The sequence below is a fragment of the Micromonospora sp. ATLC20 genome (assembly GCF_057196585.1).
This window is the reverse complement of the sequence record NZ_JBXUOV010000087.1, coordinates 1-23,654: the sequence shown is the minus strand read 5'-3', so window position 1 is coordinate 23,654 and position 23,654 is coordinate 1. Positions and strand designations below refer to the sequence as shown.

Here is a 23,654-nt window from a genome sequence, read left to right as displayed (position 1 = left end):
GGAATGGATGTCGGCGCGGGGGGCGGCCGGCGCGCGCTCGCCGTCGGGGGCGGCGCGGGCGGCGCGGCCCCCCGCGGCGGCCGTGCCGTCGCACCGGCCGGCGAGACCCACAAGCAGGGCCTGGACCCGGTACGGGTCGAGGCCGAGCAGGCGTACGGCCGCACTGGCCGCACCGGTCACCGTCCCGTGGACGGCGACCGCGGCGGTCTCGGCGCGGCTCAGGCCGGCGGCGGCGCAGAGCAGCCCGAGCACAAGCGGCTGGTGCGCTCCGCCAGGTGTGGCGGGCAGGTCGTCGAAGGACACCTCCGGCCAGATGGCCCGGCCCGCACGCAGCAGAGCCCGCCCCTGGCGGCGGGACACCGTACGCAGCGCCGGCGCCGCCGTCCGGGCGTCCAGCTCCGCGTCGAGCAACGCCAGCGTGGAACCGCGTACGGCGGAACCGGCCGACGTCACCGCCCGGTGCGCCGCCGCCGCGAACGCCGCACCGACCAGCCCGGCGGTCGCCAGCCGACCGGCCAGGAACGCCTCCAACGTGGCCAGGTCGGTGACCCGGCCGGCGGCGACGGCCGCCTCCAGGCCGCCCGAGTGGGCGTGCGCGCCGGCCGGGAAGCGACCGTCGGCCAGCAGCAGGAGCAGGCTCGACGTCGCCATCAGAACAGGAAGTACCGCTGGGCCATCGGCAGGCGCGGCACCGGGTCCGGCTCCACCACCTGACCGTCGATCCGCACCGTGAAGGTGTCCGGGTCCACCTCGATCCGGGGCATCGCGTCGTTCTCCGGCAGGTCGGCCTTGCCCCGCGAGCGCACGTCCGCGACGGGCACCACCCGTCGCCGTACGTCCAGGCGCAGCCCGGCGTCGAGGGCGGCCGGCGCGACGAACGCCAGGCTGGTCGCAGACGCCGCGGCGCCGTACGCCCCGAACATCGGCCGCGGCAGCATCGGCTGCGGCGTCGGAATGGACGCGTTGGCGTCACCCATCTGGGCGTACGCGATCATGCCGCCCTTGAGCACCAGGTGCGGTCGTACGCCGAAGAACGCCGGATCCCACAGCACCAGGTCGGCCAGCTTGCCCGGCTCGACCGAGCCGATCTCCCGGTCCAGCCCGTTCGCCATCGCCGCACAGATGGTGTACTTCGCCACGTACCGGCGGGCCCGGTGGTTGTCGGCCGCGCCGTCGCCTGGTAGCGCGCCGACCCGCTCCTTCATGACGTGCGCGCTCTGCCAGGTTCGCAGGATCACCTCGCCCACCCGGCCCATCGCCTGCGCGTCGGAGCCGATGATGGAGATCGCGCCGAGGTCGTGCAGCAGGTCCTCGGCGGCCATGGTGGACGGCCGGATGCGGCTCTCGGCGAAGGCCAGGTCCTCCGGCACCGACGGGTTGAGATGGTGGCAGACCATCAGCATGTCCAGGTGCTCGGCGAGGGTGTTGGCGGTGTACGGCCGGGTCGGGTTGGTCGACGACGGCAGCACGTTGGGCTCGCCGGCCACCGTGATGATGTCCGGCGCGTGCCCGCCTCCCGCACCCTCGGTGTGGTACGAGTGGATGGCCCGGCCGGCGATGGCCCGCAGCGTGTCGGCCACGAAACCGGCCTCGTTGAGGGTGTCGGTGTGGATGGACACCTGCACCCCGGAGGCGTCCGCCACCCGCAGGCAGGCGTCGATCGCCGCCGGTGTGGTGCCCCAGTCCTCGTGCAGCTTGAAACCGCCCGCGCCGGCGCGCAACTGCTCCCACAGCGCCTCCGGCGAGACGGTGTTGCCCTTGCCGAGCAGCAGCACGTTGACCGGCAGCGTGTCCAGCGCCTCGTGCATGCGGGCCAGGTGCCAGGCGTTCGGGGTGACGGTGGTGGCCCGGGTGCCCTCGGCGGGGCCGGTGCCGCCGCCGACGAGTGTGGTGATGCCACTTGCCAGCGCCTCGGTGACGATCTCCGGGCAGATGAAGTGCACGTGGGTGTCGACGGCGCCGGCCGTAAGGATCCGGCCGTTGCCGGCGATGACCTCGGTGGCCGGGCCGATGACCAGCTCGGGGTGCACGCCGGGCATGGTGTCCGGGTTACCGGCCCGGCCCAGCGCCACGATCCGCCCGTCGCGCAGACCCACGTCGGCCTTGACCACGCCCCAGTGGTCGAGCACCACCGCGCCGGTGACGACGGTGTCGAGGGCGCCCTCGGCGCGGGTCGCCCGCGACTGGCCCATCGACTCGCGGATCACCTTCCCGCCGCCGAAGACCGCCTCGTCGCCGCCCACGCAGTGGTCGGTCTCCACCTCGATCAGCAGGCTCGTGTCGGCCAGCCGGATGCGGTCGCCGGTGGTCGGCCCGTACAAATCGATGTAGCGGTCCCGCCGCACGGCGCTCACCGCGCCGGCCCGCCGGTCGTCGGCGCCCCGCTCGCCGGCGCCCCGTCCGTCGGCGCGCCTGGTCCCGGCGCGTCTCTTTCCGGCGCTGGCGGTGGTGCTTCGTCCAGCGGTCCGGCGCACTCGCCGCGCAGACCGGGCACGACGCGTGCGCCGCCGAGCGGGACCAGCTCGACGGTGCGGCTCACGCCCGGCTCGAACCGGACCGAGGTGCCCGCCGGAACGGCGAGACGCCGGCCCCAGGCGACGGTCCGGTCGAACGCCAGCGCCGGGTTGGCCTCGGCGAAGTGGTAGTGCGAACCGACCTGCACCGGACGGTCCGCGGTGTTTACGACGACCACTGTGGTCACCGGCCGGCCCACGTTGATCTCGACCGGGCCGGCCGCCGGCAGGATCTCCCCGGGGATCACGGGATCGGGTGGTGCACCGTCACGAGCTTGGTACCGTCCGGGAACGTCGCCTCCACCTGCACCTCCCTCAGCAGCTCGGGGATGCCGTCCTGGACGTCCTCGCGGCCGAGCACCGTCCGGCCGGCGGACATGAGGTCGACCACCGACCTTCCGTCGCGGGCCCCTTCGAGCAGGAAGGCGACGATGATCGCGACGGCTTCGGGATAGTTGAGGCGCAGGCCGCGTTCGCGGCGGCGGCGAGCGACGTCGGCCGCGACGTGGACGAGCAGGCGGTCCTGCTCGTGCGGGCTGAGGAACACGGGATTCTCCGGTGGGGATCGGCGTGGCCCGCTCGCCGTCGGCTCCGCGCGGAGCCGCGCCGGGCAGCACCACCCGGAGTACGAGCTGGAGTCACACGACCGCCGCGACACCGCCGACGGGGTGGTCCGGGACTCCACCATCCCGGCCCGCGCGACGGGCACCCGGCGGTGTCGGTCGGATGCGGACCGCACCGCCCACCGCTTGAGCCGACCGTAGAGGATCGCCACCGGCGGGGGCAACAGTGTGCTCGGCATGAGGGATCGAGCCCTGCCGGCGAAAACGCAGACGGTGCGCGCTGAAGCCGATCTCAGCGCGCACCGTGCGCCTGTGGGTCGTGTCCCCGATCCCGTGCACGCCCATGCCGATGACGGGGCGTCCGGCCGATGTGCGGGCCGGCTGGCGGAGGCCGACCGCAGGCGGGCTACAGGTTGTTGATTCGTGCCAGCAGCTCTGCCTCGGTCAGGTTCTCCAGGACCGCGTCCTGCTTGCGGCCCAGGACCGCCAGCAGCTTCTCCTTCTCCAGCTTCCTGGCCGCCGCCGCCTTCGCCGCCTGGTCCTCCGCGAGGCGGACGGCGATGACGTGCTTGACGACCTCCAGCTTGGTTTCCAGGGTCGCCTTGGCCGGATTGGCCTCGGTGGCCACGAACGACTCGGTGTCGACGGCCTTGAGTTCGGCGTTGACCGCCTTGGCCACGTCATCGAGGCTGAAACCGGACTTGGCGGTCAGCGGAAGCTCCCACAACTGTTCCGTGGTCAGCAGTCCCTTGGCCGACGGATAGCGGAACTTCTCCCGCGTGGCCTTCTCAAAAATGGTCACGGTGGCCTCTCTCCCCGATGTCGGGGTGGGGAATCAGAACTGGATGCTGATGAGGCGGCGCCGGCCGCCGGTCATGGCCACCTTGGCGACCACGGAGTTGCGGACCGTGGAGCTGAAGCCGAGGCCGGAAAGCTGATCCGGAGACGGCTCGCACTTGGTGCGGTCGCCGAGAACCTCGAACACCTTGCGGTGCGGTTGCAGGTCGCCGCGGAGGAACTCGTTGTAGATTCCCCGCGTCGGCTGGTCGTTCACGCACCCCTTCAGGATGAAGAAGTAGTGCCGGTTGCCGACCTCGTTGTCGTCGAAGTAGTTCGGCGAGTACATGATGGTGGACACCGGCACGAACTGTTCGGTGGTGATGCCCCACAGCTCCTTGCCCGCGTTGCCCGCCTGCACGTCCTTACCCGGACGGAAAGCGGTGATCACACCGTCGGTAACCGTCATCCGGCCCACCTCGACGGTCTCCTTGTGGCCTACCGCGCGCTCGTGGCGGTAATGCTCGATCTTTCCGTTGCTCTCGGTCTCGATCACGAAGCCGACCTGGGTGCTGTCCCGCTTGCGGTACTGGTTCACCTCGATCCGGTACTCGCCGTCGGGGACACGGTCGGCCCAGGTGACGTTCTCCACCGGCTCGCGGGAGAGGGGCCCACTGGCATTCATGTCGACGTCCAGCTTGTTGCGCTTCTCCTGGTACCAGATGTGGTCGCCGTTGGGTTCGAACACGTGCAGGTCGAGGTCGTCGTGGTTGAACCAGGACAGGCTCACCCGCAGCTTGCCGGTGACGTTGCCGCCGGCCCGCTTGACCTTCTCCCGGATCGAGTCGGTGACGTTGCCGCCGTACGACCAGCCGAAATCGTTGTCCCACTTGAACAATCGCGGAGCAGCCGGGTGCCGGCCGGTCGTGAGGCTGACGAAGTGCGGCTCGTAGCTGTTGGCGACCCACAGGTCGATGGTGGTGGCGCCGGGCAGGATGTCCTTCATGAAGGAGACCACGGGAACCTCCTCCGGCTTCGCGTCGCGAAGGCGCGCACCTGCCGACTTCGTGGTGGCGGCCTGCATGAGAAGCCCTTCGATGCCGTCCTTCATCAGCGGCTGTGTGTCGTTGTCGACCCACAGCACGTTGGTGACCGACACGTCGGACAGCCGGGCGAACCGTCGCTGCAACGACTCCTCGATGCCCAGCTCGTCAATGGTCTTCATGGCAGCCTTGACCATGGCCGGGGTGATCAACGCGGTGGGGCGCTGGTAGTTCTGCGGTGCCACCTTCGTCTCGAACGACCGGACCGCCTGCTCCAGGTCGACGCCCGCGGAGAGATCCTGGACGAGGGTGCCGATCACCGTGTTGCGGAGGCGTGCCGCCGGGTTCATGGCGTTGGCGAAGACGAAGGCCCGTCCGTCGGTCGCCTCCGTCCACCGGTTCCGCAGCGACCGGAACTCGGTCACCGCCGGACGATGCTCCGCGCCGCGGTAGAGGGCGTTGTCGTCGATCAGGTCGACGACGGTGTCCAGAGCGTTCCGGGTCAGCTCGGCCAGGCCACGCTGGAAGACCTGCACCGCGGCGTCGAAGTTGCCCTGTGCCGCGCCGACGTCGTCGATGCGATGCCGCTTCTCCACCCGGCCGTGCAGGTGGTGCCACACCTCGACCTGACCGTCGCGCAGCGTCCGGGTGGTCTTCGTGCCGTACTGCGCCTGACTGGACCGGAAGATGGTGGACAACGGCAGCGAAAGAACGAACTCGTCCAGCGCGGCGGCGACGACGGAGAAGACCGGGTCGGATGCCGACACCCCGGACCAGACGGTACGGACCCGCCCGTCGTGTATCTCGACGACGTTGCCGAAGTGCTTGATGAAACCGCGGCAGGTCGAGCAGTCGTACTCGGATCGCTCACGGAACCGCAGGTTGGTGCCGGCGGGGAAGGATTCGAGATAGGCGAGCCAGAGGGAGTCCCGGTCGAGGCCGTCGCCGACGGTGTACAACTCATCCCTGGACATGGTGGACAGACGTGAATTCACGTCCGCCACGAAATGCTGGAAACCGCTCACCGTTTCATCCCCCTTGATCGCGGGAGATCCTACGGAGCGAACGCCCATCGGAAAACCGCGTTCCCGGCTCTCCGCAGGTCGTGGAGGCCCTGCCGAACGTCGTCGGGTGTCTGTGGTGAAGCGCGGGCGCTGCCCGGCCAGGGCCGCGTGGCAGGCGCGGTTCTCCGGGCTCGGGAATGGTGGCGGTGAGGTGCGGGCACGGCGGTCCGTCGCGCAGGCCGAGGGCGATGCGCCCAGCCGGGCAGCGCGGAACGGGCCCATCGACGGACACTTGTGTCATGGACCTCACCCCGGCTCTCGACACGCCCAGCCCTGCGCGGGTCTACGACTACTTCCTCGGCGGGTCGCACAACTTCGCCGCGGACCGCGCGCTGGCGGCCCGCATGGAGCAGGCCATGCCCGACATCGGGCACATCATGCGGGCCAACCGCGCGTTCCTGCGCCGCGCGGTCCGCGCGCTGGTCGACGCGGGCATCCGGCAGTTCCTCGACCTCGGCTCCGGCATCCCCACGGTCGGCAACGTGCACGAGGTCGCCGGCCAGGCCGCCCCGGACACCGTCGTCGCGTACGTCGACATCGACCCCGTGGCGTACAACCACAGCCGACGCCTCCTGGCCGACGACCCCCGGGCCGTGGTGCTGCACGCCGACCTCACCCGGCCCGACGCCGTCCTCGACGACCCGACACTGCACGACGTGCTCGACCTCGACCGGCCGGTCGCGGTACTGCTGGTCGGCGTGCTGCATCAGCTCGCCACCGACCCGGCGCCGATCATCGCCCGCTACCGCGACCGGCTCGCACCGGGCAGCTATCTCGCCCTGTCACACGCCTCCTCCGACGAACGTTCCGACGCGCTGGCGCTACGCGACACCTACAACCAGGGGTACGCCAACACCGCCCGGATGACCCTGCGCAGCCGGTCCGAGATCGAACGGCTCTTCACCGGCTACACCCTCATTCCGCCAGGGCTGGTGCAGCTGCCCGAGTGGCGGCCCGACTGGCCGGTCGACCCGGACGAGGACCCCCGCCGCTTCTCCACCTACTGCGGGGTGGGCCGGCTCGACTGACCAGCCGAACCGCCGGATCGTGACAGGCCAGCCTCAGCTCGTCGTGCGGGTGCGTCGCGCCGCGACGTAGCGGCGCATCTTCTCGGACGTTCCGCAGTCGTCCATGCTGCACCACCGGCGACTGCGGTTCTTGCTCTCGTCGTGGAAGAGAAAGCGACAGCCGCCGCATCCCTTGATCCGGTCCAGTGCGCCCGTGGTGAGGAGTTGGACCGCCGCGTGCACCACCGGCCGCAGCGGCCGGGCAAGGGTCAGGTCGTCCCGCCAGGTCCATCCGAACGTACGCCCTTGATCGAGTCGTGCGTGGCCGAGCGCGTCCGCTTCGTCGTCTCGCAGACGGGCCAGGACGGACCTGTCCGGGCTGCGATCGGCAGCGACTGCCCGGAACACGTCGTCGAGATCGTCGCGGATCCGCAGCGATCGGGCGAAGGCGGTCTGAGAGCCGGCCGGATCATCGTGTGACAGCCGGCGCAACGCCTCCGCCTCCGGCTCGCTGAGCGCACCCGCGTACACGCTCCAGGCAACCAGTTCGGGGTAGCCGGTCAGCACGTCGCCGTCCGGAGATCCGACGGGCGGACCGGTACGGGTGTTGACGAAATCCAGCGCGAGATTGCCGCCCACCAGGCGCACCCGCGTCACACCCTCGAGTGTTTCCATCGAAACTCACTTTACCAGTTGACCCGCATCGACGGGCACCGCTAGCGTGTTGCCACCATAAGCGGTTTTACTGGAAACAGGGGGTCTGATGAGACGCGGACGGGCACTGGGGGCGCTGATCGGCCTGTCCGGTGGGACGTTCCTCTACACCACCGCCGAGGCGCTGCCGATCGGGCTGCTGCTCCCGATGGCGGTGGACCTGGCCGTCTCGCCGCCGCAGGTGGGAATGCTCGTCACCGCGTACGGCGCAGTGGTGATGGTCGCCTCGGTCCCGTTGACGGCGCTGGTCCGCAGGGTCCCTCGCCGCCGGCTGCTGTCGGCGCTCCTGGCCGGCTTCGTCCTCAGCACCGCCGTCACGGCACTGACGAGCACCTTCGCGCTGCTCCTGTTCGCCAGGATGGTCACCGCAACGACCCATGCGCTGTTCTGGGCCGTGGTGGTGCCGGCTGCGGCTGAGCTGTTCCGGCCCGCACTACGCGGGCGGGTCGTCGCGGTCGTGTTCGCCGGCGGCACCGTCGCGTTGGCCCTGGGCGTACCCGCAGGCACCTGGCTGGGCGACCGCGCCGGGTGGCGCACCTCGTTCCTGGCGGTGGCCGGGCTCGGCGCGGTGGTGCTCGTCGTGGTGGCCACGCTGCTGCCCTCGACGCGGCCGGAAGACGGACACGCCGCCCGAGGTGCGACGCCCGACGCCCGACGCTTCTGGCTGCTGGTGGCGATTGCCGTCCTGGCGACCGCCGGCGCCATTGCCGCCTACACCTACGTCGCCCTCTTCGTCACCGAGGTCAGCGGATTCCCTGCGGCATCAGTCGGGGCCATCCTGTTCGTGCGTGGCATCGCCAGCGTGCTCGGCATTCTCGCCGTCGGCGCGCTGCTGGACCGCAGCCCGTGGCTCGCTCTCCGCACGACCGTCGCACTGCAATCGGCAGCACTGCTCGGCCTGTACACGTTCGGCCAACGGCCGTCGGTGTCCGTCGCCCTGATCGCACTGGCCGGACTGGCGTTCGCCGCGTTCACCGCGACGCTCGGCGGCCTCGTCCTGCAGGTGGCCCCCGGGCGCTCCGACCTCGCCGCCGCCACGGTCTCCGCCGCGGTCAACGTCGGCATCACCGCCGGCGCGTTCGTCGGCGGCCTGACCCTGCCCAGCCACGGTGTGCGCGCCACGGTGCTGATCGGCGCCCTGCTCGGCGTAGCCGCCCTGGTGCTGGCTCTCGGCGAACGAACCATCCGGCCCACGCTCCGCCTCAGCCTCGGTGCGGACTCTCGTCACGCAAGCGCCGGTGGGGGTACATCCAGTTCCTCGGCCAGCCGGCCCACCCGCGTCTAGGCCAGGGCTACCGGCGCCGCCGCCGGGGCGGGCCACGGCGGTCGACGCCGGAGCCGTCGGGGCTGAGCAACGGCATGTTCAGATGCATGACGCGTTCAGCATCATGATCAGGGCGTACGGACGGTCCCGCAGCACGTCCAGCCGCCGCTGCGAAGGCCGCGCCGTGTCCGTCGGCACCACCTCGGGTAGCCGGGCGCACCGCCCGCAGGCCCAGCGCGACCGGCTGCGCACCTGTCGCTGGCGCAGCTCGTTGACGCCGCGACGTGGTGCCGCCCCGGTCAGCTTGCCGGGATCGAGGCAGCCAGCAAGCTGGCGCCCAAGTCCCTCGCCACCCGATACCAGCAGCTCACGACAGAGATCACCGCGATCGAGCAGCACAACGCTCCTCGTCTCGTGGTACGTCGGTCGTGCGATCAGTCGACCCGCGGTCCGCCGGTACGTCCGCGTTTGAGCTCGAAGAAGCCGGGCGTGCCGGAGACCAGCAGTACCCCGTCCCACAGCCGGCCGGCCTCCTCGCCGCGCGGCACCGGGCTCACCACCGGGCCGAAGAACGCGTTGACCGTGCCGTCCGGCCCGGGCACGTGGATCGCCGGGGTGCCGAGGTCCTCCCCCACCGGGTCGAGCCCGTTGTGGTGGCTCGACCGGAGCGCGTCGTCGTGGTCGGTGGACTCGGCGGCCTCGGCGAAGGCGGGGTCGAGGTCCAGCTCGACCAGCGCGTCGCGGTACAGGTCGGGCCCGATCGGCGTCTTCTCATGGTGGATGCGGTTGCCGAACGCGGTGTACAGCTCCCGCAGCACCGGTATGCCGTACTTCTGCTCGACGGCGGTCAGCACCCGGACCGGGCCGAGGGTGTTCGACAGCCACCGTTCGTACCACGGCTCCAGCCCGTCGCGGCCCTGGTTGAGCAGCCACAGACTCATCACGTGGAAGCGCACCTCCACGTCCCGGACCCGCTCGACCTCCAGCAGCCACCGGGAGGTGTTCCAGGCCCACGGGCACTTCGGATCGAACCATATGTCAACGACGGTCATCGGAGGGTCCTCCTTTCCCACAGTCATTCAAGGCCCGGGAATTGGTGCGAGGAAGCACCGATTCTGACCGTTCTGATTGGGCCAATGTTGGGGCACCGCCGTGGACATCCACGTCGGCCTCGCCGGCCCCGGCGACCGTGCGTCGGGGATCTACCGGCAGCTGCTGGACGCGATCCTGGACGGCCGGCTGCGTCCCGGCGAACGGCTGCCACCCACCCGCGAGCTGGCCCGCCGGCTCGACGTCGCCCGGAACACGGTCCTCGTCGCCTACGCGCGACTGACCGCCGAGGGCCTGGCGGTCGCCCGGGCCGGCGCGGCGACCTTCGTGACCGACGAGCCGGCCGCCCGTGCGGCCCGACCGGCACCGGCCGCCGGGGTACGCCCCCGGGCGCTGCTGCACACCGAGGCCATGTGGGCCGGCTGGTGCCGGGCGGGCCGGCCCCCACCCCCTGGCTGTGGCTCCCCGTCAGCTTTATAGATCGTGTACCGACCGGACTTGCGGCAGCCCGTCCTCGGTCAGCACGATCGTCACCCGGGGGGTGTCCGGGAGAAGTGCGCCGGGGCCGTCCGACACGTCCACACGCGGGCCGCTCGGCGGGCACACCTCGGATCGAGGTCGGGGTTGGCCATCGGCTCAGTATTCGACGCCACCGCCGGGACCGCCCGCCGAGCACGACGACGGGCGACGCTCGCCGGCGCGACAGCCGGAGGAAGCGGCCCTCGATGCGCGGCGAGCGCGACGAGGGCCGCGGCCTGGCCGGGTGGCAGCGGACGGCGGGCGGTGGTCAGTCGGGCGGGGCCATCCGGCGACGCAGTTCCCGCTTGAGCACCTTGTGGCTCGGCCCGAGCGGCAGGTCGTCGACATACCGGACCTGCCGCGGGTACTTGTGCCGGCCCAGATGCTCCCGCGACCAGTCGATCATCTCCTGCTCGTCGGGCAGGCCCGGGCCGGCCGGGTCCGCCACCACCACCGCGCAGACCTCCTCGCCGTGACGCGGGTCGGGCACCCCGATCACCGCCACCTGGCCGACCGCCGGGTGCCCGGCAAGGACCTCCTCCACCTCGCGTGGGTAGACGTTGAAGCCACCCCGGATGATCATGTCCTTCTTCCGGTCGATGATGGTGATGAACCCGTCGGCGTCCTTGCGTCCCAGGTCACCGCTACGGAACCAGCCGTCCACCACCGCCTCCGCGGTCGCCTCGGGCCGCCCCAGGTAACCGGCGAAGACGTTGTGCCCCCGGATGACGATCTCGCCGAGCTCTCCGGTCGGCAGCAGCTCGATCCGCTCGTCCACCTCCGCGCGGGCGATCTCCACCTCCACGCCCCACACCGGGTGCCCGATGGTCCCGGCGCGGGTGCCGAAGTGCGGCTGGTTGGTGGTGGCGGTGGGTGAGGTCTCGGAGAGCCCATACCCTTCGAAGACCGTCGTCTGGAAGGCGGCGTGGAACCGTTCCAGCACGGCCACCGGCAGCGACGCCCCGCCGGAGACGCAGAGCCGCAGCCGGGGCAGGTCGTCCCGGTCCCGGGCGGCATCGAGCAGCGCCACGTACATGGTGGGCACGCCGTGGAAGACGTCCACCCCCTCACGCAGCATCAGGTCGATGGCGGCCGGCCCGGTGAACCGGCTCAGCAGCACCAGCGTCGCGCCGATCCGGAAGGTGCCGTTCATCGCCACCGTCTGGCCGAAGCTGTGGAACAGCGGCAGGCAGCCGAGCACTACGTCCGTCCTGCGCGCGTCGTTGGCGTCGAAGACGTTCACGGTGGCGTTCATGACCAGGTTGAGGTGGGTGAGCACGGCGCCCTTGGGCACCCCGGTGGTGCCGCTGGTGTAGAGCACCACCGCCGGGTCCTCCGCCGACCGGGTGACGTACGACGGCAGCGGTGGCAGCGGGTGGCTCAGCTCCTCCAGGCGGGGCGCGACCGCGCCGGCGGCCGCCGGCCCGACGGTCACCAGCGGCACGCCGGCCGCCGCCGCGGCGGCGGCGCCCAGGGCGAGCTGGGAGCTGTGGCACACCAGCAGCTTCGTGCCGCTGTCGGTCAGCACGTGCGCCGCTTCGTCCACGGTCAGCAGCAGGTGCACCGGGACGAGCACCGCGCCGGCGGCGAGGGCCCCGTAGTAGACCCGGGGGAAGTCCACCACGTTCGGGGCCAGCAGGGCCACCTTGTCGCCGGGGCCGACCCCCCGCTCGCGCAGCCCGGCGGCGTAGCTGCGCGCCTCCAGCCACAGCTCGGCGTACGTCACCCTGGTGTCGCCGTCGACCACGGCGACGGTGTCGGCATGCCGGCGGGCGGACTCGGCCAGCACCATGGCCAGCGACAGCGCGGTCATCGGGCCACGCCCCGCACCAGGCGGCTGACCGTCTCGGCGACGCAGACCGGCTTGCCGCCGGCGTCGCTCTCCACGGTGACCGCGGTGACCACCTGCACGCCGCCGTCCACGGGTGACACCTCCGCCAGGGTCGCGGTGGCGCGGACCGCGCTGCCGACCCGGAGCGGGGCCGGGAAGCGCACCCGGTTGAGGCCGTAGTTGACCCCCATGGCCACCCCCTCGACCCGGTAAAGACCACCGGCCAGCGCCGGCAGCAGGGACAACGTGAGGTAGCCGTGCGCGATGGTGCCGCCGAACGGGCCGGCCGCGGCCCGTCGCGGGTCGATGTGGATCCACTGGCGGTCGTCGGTGGCGTCGGCGAACCGGTCGACCCGTTGCTGGTCGATCCGGAACCAGGGGCCGGGGCCCAGGGTCTCGCCGGTCGCCTCGGCCAACTCCTCGATGGACGCGAAGACCCTCATGCCAGGTGCCCTCCCAGCTTCGTGTAGCCGCGCAGCAGGTCGCGGGAGATGATCAGCCGCTGCATCTCGTCGGTGCCCTCGAAGATCCGGTAGAGCCGGACCTGCCGGTACCAGCGCTCGATCGGCAGCTCGCGGGTGTAGCCCATGCCGCCGTGGATCTGCAGGACGCGGTCGACCACCCGATTGACCATGCCCGCGCCGTAAAGCTTCGCCATCGAGGAGGCGTGCCGCGGGTCCATGCCCTGCTCGACGGTCCAGGCGGCGCGCAGGATGAGCCAGCGGGCCGCCTCCAGCTCGGTCTCCGAGTCGGCGATCATCCACTGGATGGCCTGGTTGGTGCCGATCTTCGCGCCGAAGGTCTCCCGGGTGTTGGCGTAGTCGATGGCCATCGACAACGCCCGCTCGGCGATGCCGACGGCGTGCGACGGGATGATGTAGCGGCCCTTGCCGATCCACTCCATGCCGAGGCTGAAGCCCTGCCCGGGCTCGCCGAGGATGTTGCGGCCGGGCACCCGGACGTCGTCGAAGACCAGCGAGGCGGGGCCACCTTCGCCCATCGTCTGGATGAACTCCGAGCGCCAGCCCATCGACCGGTCCACCAGGAACGCGGTGGCGCCGCCGCGGCGGGCCCCCTTCTCCCGGTCGGTCACCGCGATCACGATGGCGAAGTCGGCGTCGTGACCGCCGGTGATGAAGGTCTTCTCGCCGTCGAGGACCCAGTCGTCGCCGTCGCGGCGGGCGCTGAGCTTGATGTTGGCCGCGTCGGAGCCGGCGCCGGGCTCGGTGATCGCGAAGCAGCTGCGCCGCTCCCCCTCGATGGTCGGGACCAGGTACTCGCGCTTCTGCTCGTCATTGGCGTGGAACAGGATGTTGTCCGCCTCGCCGCCGAACCGGAACGGCACGAACGAGCGGCCGAGTTCGGTCCAGATCAGGGACTGGGTGACGGCCGGCAGGTCCATGCCGCCGTACTCCTCCGGGGTGGCCAGCCCCCAGAACCCGAACTTGCGCGCCTTGAGCTGCAACTCGCGCAGCTCGCTGTGCTCCAGTCCGGGCCGGTGCGCCCGTTCCCGCCGCAGCAGCTCCTGCTCCAGCGGCATGACCTCCCTGGTGATGAAGTCGCGGGCGGTGTCGCGAATCGCCCGCTCGGTGTCGGAAAGCGCGAAGTCCATGTCCCCTCCGGGTGCTGGTCCGCCGGCGCGCCTAGCGCGCGCCGCCGTTGACGTACAGGGTCTGTCCGCTGACGTACGACGCGTCGTCGCTGGCCAGGAAGGCGATCACCGAAGCGATCTCGGTCGGCTGGGCGACCCGGCGCAGCGGGGTGTGCTCGGCGACCGTCCGCTGATGCTCCTCCGGGCTGCTGCCGACCCGCTGCGCGGTGGCGGCGGTCATCGCGGTGGCCACGTAGCCCGGGGCGACGGCGTTGACCGTGACGTTGTACGGGCCGAGTTCGATGGCGAGGGTGGCCGTCAGGCCCTGCACCCCCGCCTTGGCCGCCGCGTAGTTGACCTGGCCCCGGTTGCCGAGGGCGGAGCGGCTGCTGAGGTTGACTATCCGGCCGTAGCGGGCCGCGACCATGTGCTGTTGGGCGGCCTGGCAGCAGAGGAACATGCTGGTCAGGTTGGTGGTCAGCACCGCCTCCCAGTGTGGCAGGGGCATCTTGAACAGCAGGTCGTCGCGGGTGATGCCGGCGTTGTTCACCAGCACGTGCAACCCGCCGTACGCCTGCACCACCCGGTCGGTCATCGCGGCCACCGCCGCGGGGTCGGTCACGTCGCAGCCGATGCCGACGGCCCGGCCGCCGGCCGCGGTGATCTCGTCGGCGACCGCCCGGCTGCGGTCCTCGTCGAGGTCGACCACGGCGACGGCGGCGCCCTCGGCGGCCAGCCGGTGCGCGGTCGCCGCGCCGATGCCCTGCCCGGCGCCGGTGACGACGGCCACCCGGTCGGCGAATCTGGTCACGGTTCTCCCCTTTGCTAGAAGGCGTTGACGCCGGTGAGCGCGCGCCCGATGAGCAGCTGCTGGATCTGGCTGGTGCCCTCGTAGAGGGTGGCGACCCGAGCGTCGCGCAGGTACTTGCCGACCGGGTACTCGTCGATGTAGCCGTACCCGCCGAAGACCTGAACGGCGTTGTTGGCCGCCCGGACCGCTGCCTCGCTGGCGAAGAGCTTGGCCATCGAGGCCTCGGTGGCGAACGCCTCGCCCCGGTCCACGAGGTCGGCCACCCGCCACACCAGCAGCCGGGCGGCGGCGGTGTCCACGGCGATGGCGGCGAGCAACTGCTGCACCAGCTGGTGCCCGGCGATCGGCTTGCCGAACTGGGTGCGCTGCCCGGCGTAGCCGACCGCCGCGTCGAGGCAGCCCTGGGCGATGCCGACGCAGCCGGCGGCCACCGACATCCGGCCCTTGGCCAGGGTGGCCAGGGCCAGCCGGAACCCGCCGCCGGCCGGGCCGAGACGCGCCGAGTCGGGCACCCGGACGGCGTCGAAGCGCAGCTCACCGGTTGCCTGCCCGCGCAGCCCGAGCTTGCCGTGGATCTCCCTCCGGGTGAGCCCGGCGACGTCGGTGGGCACCAGGAACGCGCTGATGCCCCGGTGTCCGGGTCCGCCGGTGCGGGCGAAGAGCAGGACCACGTCGGCCACGGTGCCGTTGGTGATGAACGTCTTCGCGCCGGTGATCAGCCAGTCGCCGCCGTCGCGGCTCGCCCGGGTGGTCAGCGCGGCCGCGTCCGAGCCGCTGTCCGGTTCGGTCAGGGCGAAGCAGCCGAGCGCGCTGCCGGCGCAGAGCCGGGGCAGCCACTCGGCCCGCTGCGCGGCGGACCCGTGCGCGGCGATGGCCTTGGCGACCAGCCCGAGCGACACCGAGACGATGCCCCGGACGGCGGAGTCGCCCCGGCCGAGCTCCTCCAGCACCAGGCAGTAGGAGAGGTGGTCGCCGCCGGACCCGCCGTCTTCCTCGGGGATGGTCAGCCCGAGGAAGCCCAGCCGGCCGAGCTTGTCCACGATCTCCGGGTCGACCGACTCGCGCCGGTCCCAGGCCGCGGCGTGCGGAACCACCTCACGGTCGACGAACTCGGCGGCGAGCTGACGAACCGCCGCCTGCTCCGCGGAGAGCTGAAGGTCCATGCGGCATAAACTAGCGCTGCAAGTTTAAGTACGTCCAGACCCGGCTGTGGCAGAGTTGCCGCGGACCGACGAGGGAGCGAGGGAGGCGCGGATGCCCCGGCCGAGGCAGGCGCTGCTCAGCCGGCAACGGATCGTCGATGCCGCCGCCGCGCTGATCGACGCGGACGGGCTGGAGGCGTTCTCCACCCGCCGGCTCGCTGCCGAACTCGGCGTACGCGGGCCCTCGCTCTACAACCACTTCGCCACCAAGGACGAGATTCTCGACGCGGTGGCCGACAGCGTCGCCGCCCAGGTGGACGTCTCCTTCTTCGGGCGCCTCGACTGGCGCGAGGCGCTGCGCCGGTGGGGGCACTCGTATCGGGCGGCACTGGCCGCGCACCCGAACATCGTGCCGTACCTGGCCCGCGGGCCGGGCCGGCGGCCGGCGGCGCTGGCGATGGCCGACGCGGTCTACGGCGGGCTCGTCGCTGCCGGCTGGCCGCCCGCGCGCGCGACGCACATCGGCGCGCTGATGCGCTACTTCGTGGCGGGCTCCGCGCTCGGATCGTTCGCCCGTGGCTTCGTCGAGGACCCTGGGTTGTACGGGGAGCGGTATCCGCACCTGACCCAGGCGCACCGGCTCGCCGAGCATCAGCAACGGGTGGACGAGGGCGCCTTCGCGCTCGGCCTCGACGCACTCATCCATGGGCTCTCCCGCACCTACGAGGAGCACATCGGGCCGCTACCACCCCTCCCGCCAGCCGATCGGGGGCACTAGAGTAAAAACTTGCAGCGCTAGTTTTCGACCGTCGTGAAGGGCGCGATGGATCTCGCACGAACCGACATCTTTCTCGACGGAGCGTGGGTCGCCCCCTCCTGCGCGCAGAGCATCGCGGTGCACAACCCGGCGACCGAGGAGGTGCTGGCGAGCGTGCCGGCCGGCACGGCGGCCGACGTCGACCGCGCCGTCACGGCCGCCCGCGCCGCCTTTCCGGGCTGGGCCGAACGATTCACCAAGCGTTCCCGCACGTCACGCACGCCATCCCAAGATCAGGCCGTGTAGTCGACGGCATGCCGTCCACCATCCCGCACGACGTGTGGTCCCCACCCGGTCCCCCGGCGCTGACGCGCTTGGCGACCGAGCGCCTCGGGTCGGCCCGAGGCAAAGTGCCGCATTGGTTCGACGAAGGGCTGGCCGTACTCACCTCCGACGACTCCCGCTATCTGAAGCCCTCCTCTGAGGGGGACCGGTGCCGCCTGCCGTACGAGCAGGCCTCGCCGATCGTCGACTCGGATTGGCGAGCCATGACCGCGGGCGGCGTGGACCGACCGTACTTACAGGCGGCCTGCGTGGTGAGTCGCTGGACCAGCGCTCACGGCGGACCCGCCGCCGTGCTGGACCTCATAGCCCGGCTCCGCGACGGCGCAGACTTCCAAACCACAGTGGCCGTCCCGCGTTGACTACCCCAGGCCTCATCCTCAGGCGGCCGGGGCGTGCGGCCCGTTTCGGGCCGTCTTGAGGACCTGAAGGACGTCTCGAATCCCCTGAGCGACGGGGGCCGAGGTCCGGCTGGTTCAGCTGGAGAGCTCCGATGTTGTGGGGATGAGCGATGCCAGCGGCGGCGGTGGCCAGAGTTCTGCGGGCCCGGCGATAGTCGCGTTCAGCCGGCCGTTGAAGCTTGACCGGTGGTCAAGGAGCACTACCGGACGGCGCACTTGACCGGCGTGGTCCCCAGGAAGCAAGCAAGGCCAGCCCCATGTTTCGGACCAGCCTTCTAAACTTCGTTTCAGCCGAGCCGAGCGCTGATCCCAGTGCTGCCGTGCGGCAGGATGGCGACCGCGGCCTTGAAGCATCCGTGTGCATCAGCTGACGTCTGACGTTCGATACACCGCCGAGTGTTTCGACGCTGGCCGTACGTCAGAATCGGATCGTGTACGAACGAGTGGCACGGCGGGCGCGCGGGCTGCCGCCGATAGCGGTGGACGCCGGGCTGGTGGTTGTCGCGTTGGTCGCCCAGCTTGCCCCGTTCGTGTCCGGCGGCCGAGATTGGCCGATCGCCGCGTACTTCATCTGTGTTGCCGTGTCGCTGCCGGTGATCTGGCGGCGGAGGGCACCGTTCGCCGTCCTCATGGTGAGCGAGCTTGCCGCCGCCGCGTACACGTTCGTCCCGGACGGGCCGCGCCAGCCCCTCTGGTATGGAGCGCTGATCGCCATGTTCACTGTCGCCGCGCAAGCGCCCCGCTGGCAACGGGTCAGCGCCGTCGTGATCATCGCGTGGGGTGCGTTCATTCTCACCGGCTCGTTCGAGACCGCTGCCCGGGGAGCGCTGCTGTGGACGACCGCGTATGCGATGGGCCGTGCTTGGGCGAACCGACAGGAGTACGTACGGACGCTTCAGGAGCGCGCCCGGCACCTCGAACGCGAGCGGGAGCTGGAGGCCGAGCGGGAACGGTCCCGGATCGCGCGGAACATGCACGACATCCTGGCCCACGCGGTGAGCATCACGATCGCGCAGGCGGAGGCAGGGCCGGTGGCGATGAAGCACGGCCCTGCTCGTACAGAGGCAGCGTTCGAGGCGATTGCCACGGCGGGCCGGGACGCCATGGCCCAGTTGCGCCGGATCCTCGGCGTCCTTGACGCCGGTGGCGAGAGCGCGCGCACCCCGCAGCCGACGCTCGCTGGGATCCCGGGCCTCGTCGACACGGTCTCCCGGGTCGGCTCCACGTCGGTCACGCTGATCGTCTCCGGACGGCCCGGTACCGTAACGCCCGACGCCGAGGTCGCGGCGTATCGGATCGTCCAGGAGGCGCTGACCAACGTGCTCAAACACGCGGGGGCGAAGACGGTGACGGTGACGCTCGACTGGCGTGACGGCGAACTCGTCATCACCGTGGCCGACGACGGCCGAGGGCCCCAGACCGACGGCCGAGGACAAGGGCTCATCGGCATGCGGGAACGCGCCGCGTCCTGCGGTGGGTCCGCGTCGGTCGGCCCGGTGCCCGGAGGCAAGGGCTTCCAGGTGCAGGCGAGGTTGCCCGGCGCGGCGGCGGAGGTCGCGCGATGAGCATCCGCATCGTGGTCGCCGACGACCAGGAGCTCGTGCGGGGCGCCTTCGCGGCGATCCTCGACGCCGAGCCCGACATGGAGGTCGTCGCCGAGGCCGCTGACGGCGCCGAGGCGGTGGCCGCCGTTCACGAGCACACCCCCGACGTCCTGGTGCTCGACATCCAAATGCCGGGGATGGACGGCATCGAGGCCGCCCAGCGGCTGAGCGGCGCAACCGTACGGGTGCTCATGCTGACGACATTCGGGCAGGACGACTACGTGTACGACGCGCTGCGCGCCGGAGCGAGCGGCTTCCTGCTCAAGGACGTCCGCCGCGCCGAACTGGTCCACGCGGTCCGGGTCGTCGCCGCTGGTGAGTCGCTGCTCGCCCCAGCGGTCACCACTCGGCTGATCGAGACGGCGGTCCGCAGGCCGGCGCCGCCGCCCAACTCCTGGACCGGCCTGGACCGGCTCACCCCGCGGGAGCGCGAGACGCTGCAGCTCCTCGGCCGGGGACTGACCAATGCCGAGATCGCGGCCGGACTGGTGGTCAGCGAGCACACCGTCAAGACGCATGTCAGCAGTGTGCTCGCCAAGCTCGGCCTGCGGGACCGGGCACAGGCGGTCGTGGCCGCGTACGAGTCCGGTCTCGTCGTCGCCGGCGAGCCGCCTCCCTCTGTGGAGTGAGACCAGAACCGCTCGCGCGACCCAGGTAGGTCCGTTCGCGGCGGCGATGGCTGCGCACGCCGGTTCTTCGATGATCGTCCGATGATCGCACGCACTGTCCGGATCCTGAGCCTGGTGCTCGTCGCCATCGCACTGACCGGCGTACCGTCAGCCGCCGCCCCACCGCCGGCTCCGGTCCCGGCCGACCTGACCACGACCGACGTCGGAATTCCTACGGCCGGCGGAAAGACCCTTGCCGGTACGGTCTTCGCGCCTCGCGCCGCGTCCGGTCCGCTGCCCGGACTGGTGCTGGTGCACGGCTCCGGCACCGGCAAGCGGGCAAGCGTCACCCCGGAGGCGATCGCCTTCGCGCGACAGGGGATCGCCGTTCTCGCGTACGACAAACGCCCGCTCGACAACCCGGTGTACTCGCTGCTCGCCGACGACGTCGTCGCCGCGGTCGGCGTTCTGCGAAAGCAACCTGGGGTGAAGCCGAACGCCGTCGGGCTCTGGGGGATCAGCGAGGGCGGCTGGGTCATGCCCATCGCCGCGAGCCGATCGAAGGACATCGCCTTCCTCGTCCTCGCCTCCGCCCCGGCCCTGTCACCGGTGCGCGTCCAGAACTGGAACATGCGCAACAAGCTGGCTGGTGCCGGGGTCTCCGGCGCGCTCACCGACACGCTGTCCAACAAGTTCTACCGGCTCGCGGACGACGCAGGACTGTTCGCCGAGGCCGACTATGAGCCACGGCCGGCGCTGTCCGCCGTCACGCAGCCGGTCCTCGCCGTGTACGGAACGGCCGACACGCAAGTGCCGCCCGCCGAGAGCGTCGCTGTGTTGCGCCAGACGATCCGCTCACCGCTGACCGTCCGGTTCATCCCCAGCGCAGGACACACCTTGCGAGTCCTCGACGACACCGGCATGTTCACCAACGAACTGTTCCCGTCGTACCCGGGGATCGTCGGCGACTGGGTCCGTGCGGTCGGCGCCGGCACCATTCCGCCGCCGCACGTCGATCAGCCCCGGCGCAGCAGGCGAACAGCGTCGCACTGACCCCCTCGGCATGGTGGGAGTCCTGGCCCGCACAGCTCATCGCCCTCGTCGTGCTACTGACCGGCTTCCTGTCCTACCCGATCGTCGCTCTTGTCCGGCGAGTGCCCCGCCGTGCGGTAACCGCCGCTCGTCCCGCCCGGCTCCTCGCCGCCGCGGGCGCCACTGCGGTCATCGGCTTCGTCGCATACTTCGTCACCGTGGCCGACAGCGCGAACTGGAAGGGCATCTCGCCGGGCCCGATGGTGGGTGGTCGACCCGTGTTCTGGCTGGCGCTCCAGGCCGTCGCGCTCCTAACCGTCATCACCACCGCCGTGACGATCCACGCATGGCGTACTTCCACCGTCGACCGTCTGCGCCGAGGCTTCCTGCTCGTGGCCGGCGTCCTCTTCCTCCCCTGGGCCCTGTACTGGGGCCTCCTGCTCCCCTGACCCTCTGGAAAGGCCACCTTGTGCGCACCCGCATCACCGCACTTGCCTGTCTAGCCATGGCGCTCGTACCGCTGGCCGCCTGCGACGAGCAGCAGCAGACCGAGACGCGCGCGTACGACCTCACCGACAAGGTTGACGCCCTCGCCGTCAGCAGCCTCGGCGGCCGGATCACCGTCACGGCCGGCTCCGGCGGCACCGTGCACGTCACCGAGACCATCCGGTACACCGGCGAGAAACCAGTACCGCAGCACAACGTCGTTGGGTCGGATCTCACGTGCACGTCGGGCTGCCAGGGCCACCGAGGCAGCTGCAGCGTCGACTACCACCTCGAGGTGCCGGCCACGTTCAAGGCCACGCTTGACAGTGCCGGCGGCACCATCTCCGTCACCGGCCTGTCCGGCGAGCTGAACCTGACGTCCGGCGGCGGAGCGGTCGACGCGAGCGGAATCACCCCGGCCACCATCACGGCCCGGACCGGCGGCGGCGCCATCCAGCTCACGTTCACCAAGCCGCCCGAGTCCGTCCGCGTGGACAGTAGCGGTGGTGACGTCACGCTCCGGCTACCCCGCGACCGCTACAGCATCGACGCGCAGGGCTCCGGCGGCACAACCACCGTCGAGATCCCCACCGACGCTGCCTCCGCGCACAGGATCGGTGTCCACTCCGGCGGCGGCGACATCCTCGTCACCGCACCCGAGTGAACACCGCCCGCAGCAGACGGTCCACAACGGCACGGAACGCTCACCGGATCAGACCGACGTAGCGGACCTGGTCTGACGCTGCCTGCCCGCAGGACCCGGGTGCGTGATCATGACCGGGCCAGCCGCGCGCTCGAAGCCGCCATGGCCGCGTGCCCTAAGGCAGTGCGGGTCGAGGCGTCCCGGCCGGCGCACGAGCAAACGCGGCCGTCGACGCGGCACCGCGTGGACGCGATCGACCGCGTCTGATGGGCGCGCACGCACCAGCGGACCAGCCGGTCGCGGTCGTCGTGGACGTTGTCGGTTCGCAACCATGCGGTGTCGCCAGGCGGTATAGCTCGCGAGCCCGTTTCAGCCACGTCTGATCGATTGGGACGAAACTCTGGCGGGAATCTCCGGGACACGTCTCTCCTTAACGAGCGACGATCCTGACGAGTCAACCAAGCCGGCTCCACCCAGCCCGGGGAACATCAGAACTCGGGGCGGTTCAGTCAGGAGTGTCCTCGGGTCGGTGCCGTTGCGGACGATGCCCGACCCGGCGCCGTCGGTTTCGTGTTTGGCATAGCAGAGGTGATCGGTCATCTCCTCGTTCAACGCGGTCTCCAAGACCGTCTTGGTCAACTGCCTGACGGCAGGGCTCGGCGTACCGCGGCGGGCCTCAATGGATGGTCCGGGCGGTCACGCCAGGGCGTAGCGGCGCACTCCATCGACGTCGGCAGCCTTCAGCCGCCCCTGCGCCACGAGCAGATCGAGGTGGGCGGCCGTCTCGGTGACGGCGAGCATCTGGTTGAACAGGTCCAGGTCGGCAAAGCGACGCTCACGCCTGGTCCAGGTCAGTCGACCCGCGGCCTCGTAAGCCGTCATCGCGTCACGCACGACTCCGCACGCCTGGTCGAGTCGCTTCGCGTGGTGGTGCAGGAGCTCGTCGACGCGCGCGTGGACACTCGGGCCGACCGGGCCGTGCGCCGGCAGCAGCCGCTGGTCGGGCAGAGACCGGACCAACCGCAACGAATCCAGGTAGTCCCCGAGTGGCAGCGCCGCGGCCGCCGCCTCGAAGCCGATGGACGGTGTGATGTGGGGAAGAACATGGTCGCCGGTGAACATCAGCTCCGCGTCGCGATCGACGAAGACGACGTGCCCACGGGTGTGTCCAGGGGTCGCCACCACCCGCAGGGTCCTGGTCGGCAGGACGACGTCGGTCCCCCCGGCCAACCAGTCGTCCGGCGCCGCCCAGTCCGTCGGGTCATGCGGCGCCGACTCGGCCCGCGCCCGCAGCGCTTCGACGATCTCGCCCGCACCGCATCGCATCAGCGCCTGCCAGTGTTCGGACATCGGCCGGTGGCCCGGAGTCGACAGCTCGCGGATAGAGGGTTCCTCGCCCTCGCCGAGGCTCACTGTCGTGCCGAACTCGCGCCGTACGGCCACCGCCATCGCGTAGTGGTCGCGGTGCACGTGCGTCACGAGGAACCGACGGACATCCGCAAGGCCCGCGCCCAGGGCAGCCAGGGCGGCGTCCAATGTCTGTCGGGCCGCCGTGATGGCCCAACCCGAGTCGACCAGCACGAGGCCGTCGTCACCCGCCAGGGCGTACACGTTCACCGATCGCAGGCCGTCCTGCGGTAACGGCAGGGGAATGCGGTACACCCCGGCGGCCACCTCGAACACGCCCGGACGTGTCCAGTCCGACGTCACATCATCGGGCTCGACCCGCATCTCTGCTGCTGCCGCCACCATCCGCCGTCCTCCGTCCACTGCATGACCGACACGACTGTGTCACTTGCGTTTGCGGATCTCCTCGGCGGCCTGCGGGACGACCTTGAACAGGTCGCCGACCACGCCGTAGTCGGCCAGCTCGAAGATCGGCGCCTCGGCGT

The 23,654-nt window shown here is 71.1% G+C and carries 26 protein-coding genes and 2 pseudogenes; 11 read left to right on the top strand and 17 right to left on the bottom strand.

What is annotated here, in order from left to right:
• The 6 genes from AC2CHG_RS18825 to AC2CHG_RS18800 form a co-directional block, all read right to left on the bottom strand.
• Positions 1-651 (bottom strand): urease accessory protein UreF (locus AC2CHG_RS18825; RefSeq protein ID WP_484525244.1); only part of this gene is annotated, 651 nt, incomplete at its 3' end.
• Positions 651-2,354 carry an urease subunit alpha gene (locus tag AC2CHG_RS18820; RefSeq protein ID WP_396821370.1) on the bottom strand — a complete coding sequence of 568 codons (1,704 nt, stop codon included), beginning with the start codon at positions 2,352-2,354 and terminating at the stop codon, positions 651-653. The genes AC2CHG_RS18820 and AC2CHG_RS18825, both read right to left, overlap by 1 nt.
• A complete protein-coding gene (locus tag AC2CHG_RS18815) occupies positions 2,351-2,761 on the bottom strand; it encodes an urease subunit beta (protein ID WP_484525243.1) in 411 nt (136 codons plus the stop codon). The genes AC2CHG_RS18820 and AC2CHG_RS18815 overlap by 4 nt, the downstream gene beginning before the upstream one ends.
• Complete coding sequence (locus AC2CHG_RS18810) at positions 2,758-3,060, bottom strand: urease subunit gamma (protein ID WP_091427589.1); 303 nt, start codon at positions 3,058-3,060, stop codon at positions 2,758-2,760. Before AC2CHG_RS18810 ends, AC2CHG_RS18815 begins: the two co-directional genes overlap by 4 nt.
• Before the next feature lie 422 nt (positions 3,061-3,482).
• Positions 3,483-3,878 (bottom strand): hypothetical protein, encoded by a 396-nt coding sequence (locus tag AC2CHG_RS18805; protein WP_262015092.1) that lies wholly within the window; start codon positions 3,876-3,878, stop codon positions 3,483-3,485.
• Between the two features lie 33 nt (positions 3,879-3,911).
• The gene (locus AC2CHG_RS18800) at positions 3,912-5,921 is read right to left on the bottom strand and encodes a hypothetical protein (RefSeq protein WP_484525242.1); all 2,010 of its coding nucleotides are present in this window, start codon (positions 5,919-5,921) and stop codon (positions 3,912-3,914) included.
• Between the two features lie 278 nt (positions 5,922-6,199).
• On the opposite strand from AC2CHG_RS18800, the gene AC2CHG_RS18795 reads away from it, so the two are divergent.
• Positions 6,200-6,988 (top strand): SAM-dependent methyltransferase, encoded by a 789-nt coding sequence (locus AC2CHG_RS18795; RefSeq protein WP_484525241.1) that lies wholly within the window; start codon positions 6,200-6,202, stop codon positions 6,986-6,988.
• A gap of 33 nt (positions 6,989-7,021) precedes the next feature.
• On the opposite strand, the gene AC2CHG_RS18790 is transcribed toward AC2CHG_RS18795, so the two are convergent.
• Positions 7,022-7,642, bottom strand: a complete 621-nt coding sequence (locus AC2CHG_RS18790; protein WP_262015095.1) for a CGNR zinc finger domain-containing protein — start codon at positions 7,640-7,642, stop codon at positions 7,022-7,024.
• Between the two features lie 88 nt (positions 7,643-7,730).
• Between AC2CHG_RS18790 and AC2CHG_RS18785 the strand changes: the two genes are divergently transcribed.
• Positions 7,731-8,966: an MFS transporter gene (locus AC2CHG_RS18785; RefSeq protein ID WP_262015096.1), complete on the top strand. Its 1,236-nt coding sequence runs from the start codon at positions 7,731-7,733 to the stop codon at positions 8,964-8,966.
• Between the two features lie 78 nt (positions 8,967-9,044).
• On the opposite strand, the gene AC2CHG_RS18780 is transcribed toward AC2CHG_RS18785, so the two are convergent.
• Positions 9,045-9,344, bottom strand: coding sequence for a hypothetical protein (locus AC2CHG_RS18780; protein WP_262015097.1), 300 nt, complete (start codon positions 9,342-9,344; stop codon positions 9,045-9,047).
• A 35-nt stretch (positions 9,345-9,379) separates the two neighbouring features.
• Positions 9,380-9,997 carry a mycothiol-dependent nitroreductase Rv2466c family protein gene (locus AC2CHG_RS18775; RefSeq protein WP_484525240.1) on the bottom strand — a complete coding sequence of 206 codons (618 nt, stop codon included), beginning with the start codon at positions 9,995-9,997 and terminating at the stop codon, positions 9,380-9,382.
• A 100-nt stretch (positions 9,998-10,097) separates the two neighbouring features.
• On the opposite strand from AC2CHG_RS18775, the gene AC2CHG_RS18770 reads away from it, so the two are divergent.
• Positions 10,098-10,475 (top strand): GntR family transcriptional regulator, encoded by a 378-nt coding sequence (locus AC2CHG_RS18770; RefSeq protein WP_357209783.1) that lies wholly within the window; start codon positions 10,098-10,100, stop codon positions 10,473-10,475.
• A gap of 307 nt (positions 10,476-10,782) precedes the next feature.
• On the opposite strand, the gene AC2CHG_RS18765 is transcribed toward AC2CHG_RS18770, so the two are convergent.
• The 5 genes from AC2CHG_RS18765 to AC2CHG_RS18745 are packed head-to-tail and all read right to left on the bottom strand — an operon-like array spanning position 10,783 to position 15,910.
• Positions 10,783-12,327, bottom strand: a complete 1,545-nt coding sequence (locus AC2CHG_RS18765) for a long-chain-fatty-acid--CoA ligase (RefSeq protein WP_355511436.1) — start codon at positions 12,325-12,327, stop codon at positions 10,783-10,785.
• Positions 12,324-12,788 (bottom strand): MaoC family dehydratase, encoded by a 465-nt coding sequence (locus AC2CHG_RS18760; protein ID WP_194799872.1) that lies wholly within the window; start codon positions 12,786-12,788, stop codon positions 12,324-12,326. Before AC2CHG_RS18760 ends, AC2CHG_RS18765 begins: the two co-directional genes overlap by 4 nt.
• Positions 12,785-13,957 (bottom strand): acyl-CoA dehydrogenase family protein, encoded by a 1,173-nt coding sequence (locus AC2CHG_RS18755; protein ID WP_366623463.1) that lies wholly within the window; start codon positions 13,955-13,957, stop codon positions 12,785-12,787. Before AC2CHG_RS18755 ends, AC2CHG_RS18760 begins: the two co-directional genes overlap by 4 nt.
• Before the next feature lie 31 nt (positions 13,958-13,988).
• On the bottom strand, positions 13,989-14,747 hold the full coding sequence (locus AC2CHG_RS18750) for an SDR family NAD(P)-dependent oxidoreductase (protein WP_366623465.1): 759 nt from the start codon (positions 14,745-14,747) through the stop codon (positions 13,989-13,991).
• A gap of 14 nt (positions 14,748-14,761) precedes the next feature.
• Positions 14,762-15,910 (bottom strand): acyl-CoA dehydrogenase family protein, encoded by a 1,149-nt coding sequence (locus tag AC2CHG_RS18745; RefSeq protein ID WP_366623467.1) that lies wholly within the window; start codon positions 15,908-15,910, stop codon positions 14,762-14,764.
• Between the two features lie 91 nt (positions 15,911-16,001).
• On the opposite strand from AC2CHG_RS18745, the gene AC2CHG_RS18740 reads away from it, so the two are divergent.
• The 8 genes from AC2CHG_RS18740 to AC2CHG_RS18705 all read left to right on the top strand — a co-directional run bounded on the left by AC2CHG_RS18740 (position 16,002) and on the right by AC2CHG_RS18705 (position 21,783).
• Positions 16,002-16,667 (top strand): TetR/AcrR family transcriptional regulator, encoded by a 666-nt coding sequence (locus AC2CHG_RS18740; RefSeq protein ID WP_366623469.1) that lies wholly within the window; start codon positions 16,002-16,004, stop codon positions 16,665-16,667.
• A gap of 45 nt (positions 16,668-16,712) precedes the next feature.
• On the top strand, positions 16,713-16,952 hold the full coding sequence (locus AC2CHG_RS18735; protein WP_484525239.1) for an aldehyde dehydrogenase family protein: 240 nt from the start codon (positions 16,713-16,715) through the stop codon (positions 16,950-16,952).
• Positions 16,953-16,960: 8 nt separating this feature from the next.
• Entirely contained in the window at positions 16,961-17,350 is a 390-nt protein-coding gene (locus tag AC2CHG_RS18730; RefSeq protein ID WP_484525238.1) for a hypothetical protein, read from the top strand.
• Between the two features lie 470 nt (positions 17,351-17,820).
• A complete protein-coding gene (locus AC2CHG_RS18725) occupies positions 17,821-18,954 on the top strand; it encodes a sensor histidine kinase (RefSeq protein WP_484525237.1) in 1,134 nt (377 codons plus the stop codon).
• Positions 18,951-19,622 carry a response regulator gene (locus tag AC2CHG_RS18720; protein WP_484525236.1) on the top strand — a complete coding sequence of 224 codons (672 nt, stop codon included), beginning with the start codon at positions 18,951-18,953 and terminating at the stop codon, positions 19,620-19,622. The genes AC2CHG_RS18725 and AC2CHG_RS18720 overlap by 4 nt, the downstream gene beginning before the upstream one ends.
• Before the next feature lie 114 nt (positions 19,623-19,736).
• The gene (locus AC2CHG_RS18715) at positions 19,737-20,654 is read left to right on the top strand and encodes an alpha/beta hydrolase family protein (protein ID WP_484525235.1); all 918 of its coding nucleotides are present in this window, start codon (positions 19,737-19,739) and stop codon (positions 20,652-20,654) included.
• 197 nt (positions 20,655-20,851) lie between these two features.
• Positions 20,852-21,082, top strand: a complete 231-nt coding sequence (locus AC2CHG_RS18710) for a hypothetical protein (RefSeq protein ID WP_484525234.1) — start codon at positions 20,852-20,854, stop codon at positions 21,080-21,082.
• 20 nt (positions 21,083-21,102) lie between these two features.
• The gene (locus AC2CHG_RS18705) at positions 21,103-21,783 is read left to right on the top strand and encodes a DUF4097 family beta strand repeat-containing protein (RefSeq protein ID WP_484525233.1); all 681 of its coding nucleotides are present in this window, start codon (positions 21,103-21,105) and stop codon (positions 21,781-21,783) included.
• Positions 21,784-22,266: 483 nt separating this feature from the next.
• Here AC2CHG_RS18705 and AC2CHG_RS18700 read toward each other — a convergent pair.
• The 3 genes and pseudogenes from AC2CHG_RS18700 to AC2CHG_RS18690 form a co-directional block, all read right to left on the bottom strand.
• Positions 22,267-22,407: pseudogene (locus tag AC2CHG_RS18700) on the bottom strand (transposase); the annotation flags it as partial.
• Between the two features lie 51 nt (positions 22,408-22,458).
• On the bottom strand, positions 22,459-23,514 hold the full coding sequence (locus AC2CHG_RS18695; RefSeq protein WP_402813341.1) for an MBL fold metallo-hydrolase: 1,056 nt from the start codon (positions 23,512-23,514) through the stop codon (positions 22,459-22,461).
• Positions 23,515-23,553: 39 nt separating this feature from the next.
• Positions 23,554-23,654: pseudogene (locus tag AC2CHG_RS18690) on the bottom strand (electron transfer flavoprotein subunit alpha/FixB family protein); the annotation flags it as partial.

Excerpts from the sequence above, each read along its gene's own strand:
- AC2CHG_RS18795 (WP_484525241.1), top strand. The coding sequence starts at position 6,200 with ATGGACCTCACCCCGGCTCTCGACACGCCCAGCCCTGCGCGGGTCTAC.
- AC2CHG_RS18790 (WP_262015095.1), bottom strand. The coding sequence starts at position 7,642 with ATGGAAACACTCGAGGGTGTGACGCGGGTGCGCCTGGTGGGCGGCAAT.
- AC2CHG_RS18785 (WP_262015096.1), top strand. The coding sequence starts at position 7,731 with ATGAGACGCGGACGGGCACTGGGGGCGCTGATCGGCCTGTCCGGTGGG.
- AC2CHG_RS18775 (WP_484525240.1), bottom strand. The coding sequence starts at position 9,997 with ATGACCGTCGTTGACATATGGTTCGATCCGAAGTGCCCGTGGGCCTGG.
- AC2CHG_RS18765 (WP_355511436.1), bottom strand. The coding sequence starts at position 12,327 with ATGACCGCGCTGTCGCTGGCCATGGTGCTGGCCGAGTCCGCCCGCCGG.
- AC2CHG_RS18760 (WP_194799872.1), bottom strand. The coding sequence starts at position 12,788 with ATGAGGGTCTTCGCGTCCATCGAGGAGTTGGCCGAGGCGACCGGCGAG.
- AC2CHG_RS18755 (WP_366623463.1), bottom strand. The coding sequence starts at position 13,957 with ATGGACTTCGCGCTTTCCGACACCGAGCGGGCGATTCGCGACACCGCC.
- AC2CHG_RS18745 (WP_366623467.1), bottom strand. The coding sequence starts at position 15,910 with ATGGACCTTCAGCTCTCCGCGGAGCAGGCGGCGGTTCGTCAGCTCGCC.
- AC2CHG_RS18740 (WP_366623469.1), top strand. The coding sequence starts at position 16,002 with ATGCCCCGGCCGAGGCAGGCGCTGCTCAGCCGGCAACGGATCGTCGAT.
- AC2CHG_RS18735 (WP_484525239.1), top strand. The coding sequence starts at position 16,713 with ATGGATCTCGCACGAACCGACATCTTTCTCGACGGAGCGTGGGTCGCC.
- AC2CHG_RS18730 (WP_484525238.1), top strand. The coding sequence starts at position 16,961 with ATGCCGTCCACCATCCCGCACGACGTGTGGTCCCCACCCGGTCCCCCG.
- AC2CHG_RS18720 (WP_484525236.1), top strand. The coding sequence starts at position 18,951 with ATGAGCATCCGCATCGTGGTCGCCGACGACCAGGAGCTCGTGCGGGGC.
- AC2CHG_RS18695 (WP_402813341.1), bottom strand. The coding sequence starts at position 23,514 with ATGGTGGCGGCAGCAGCAGAGATGCGGGTCGAGCCCGATGATGTGACG.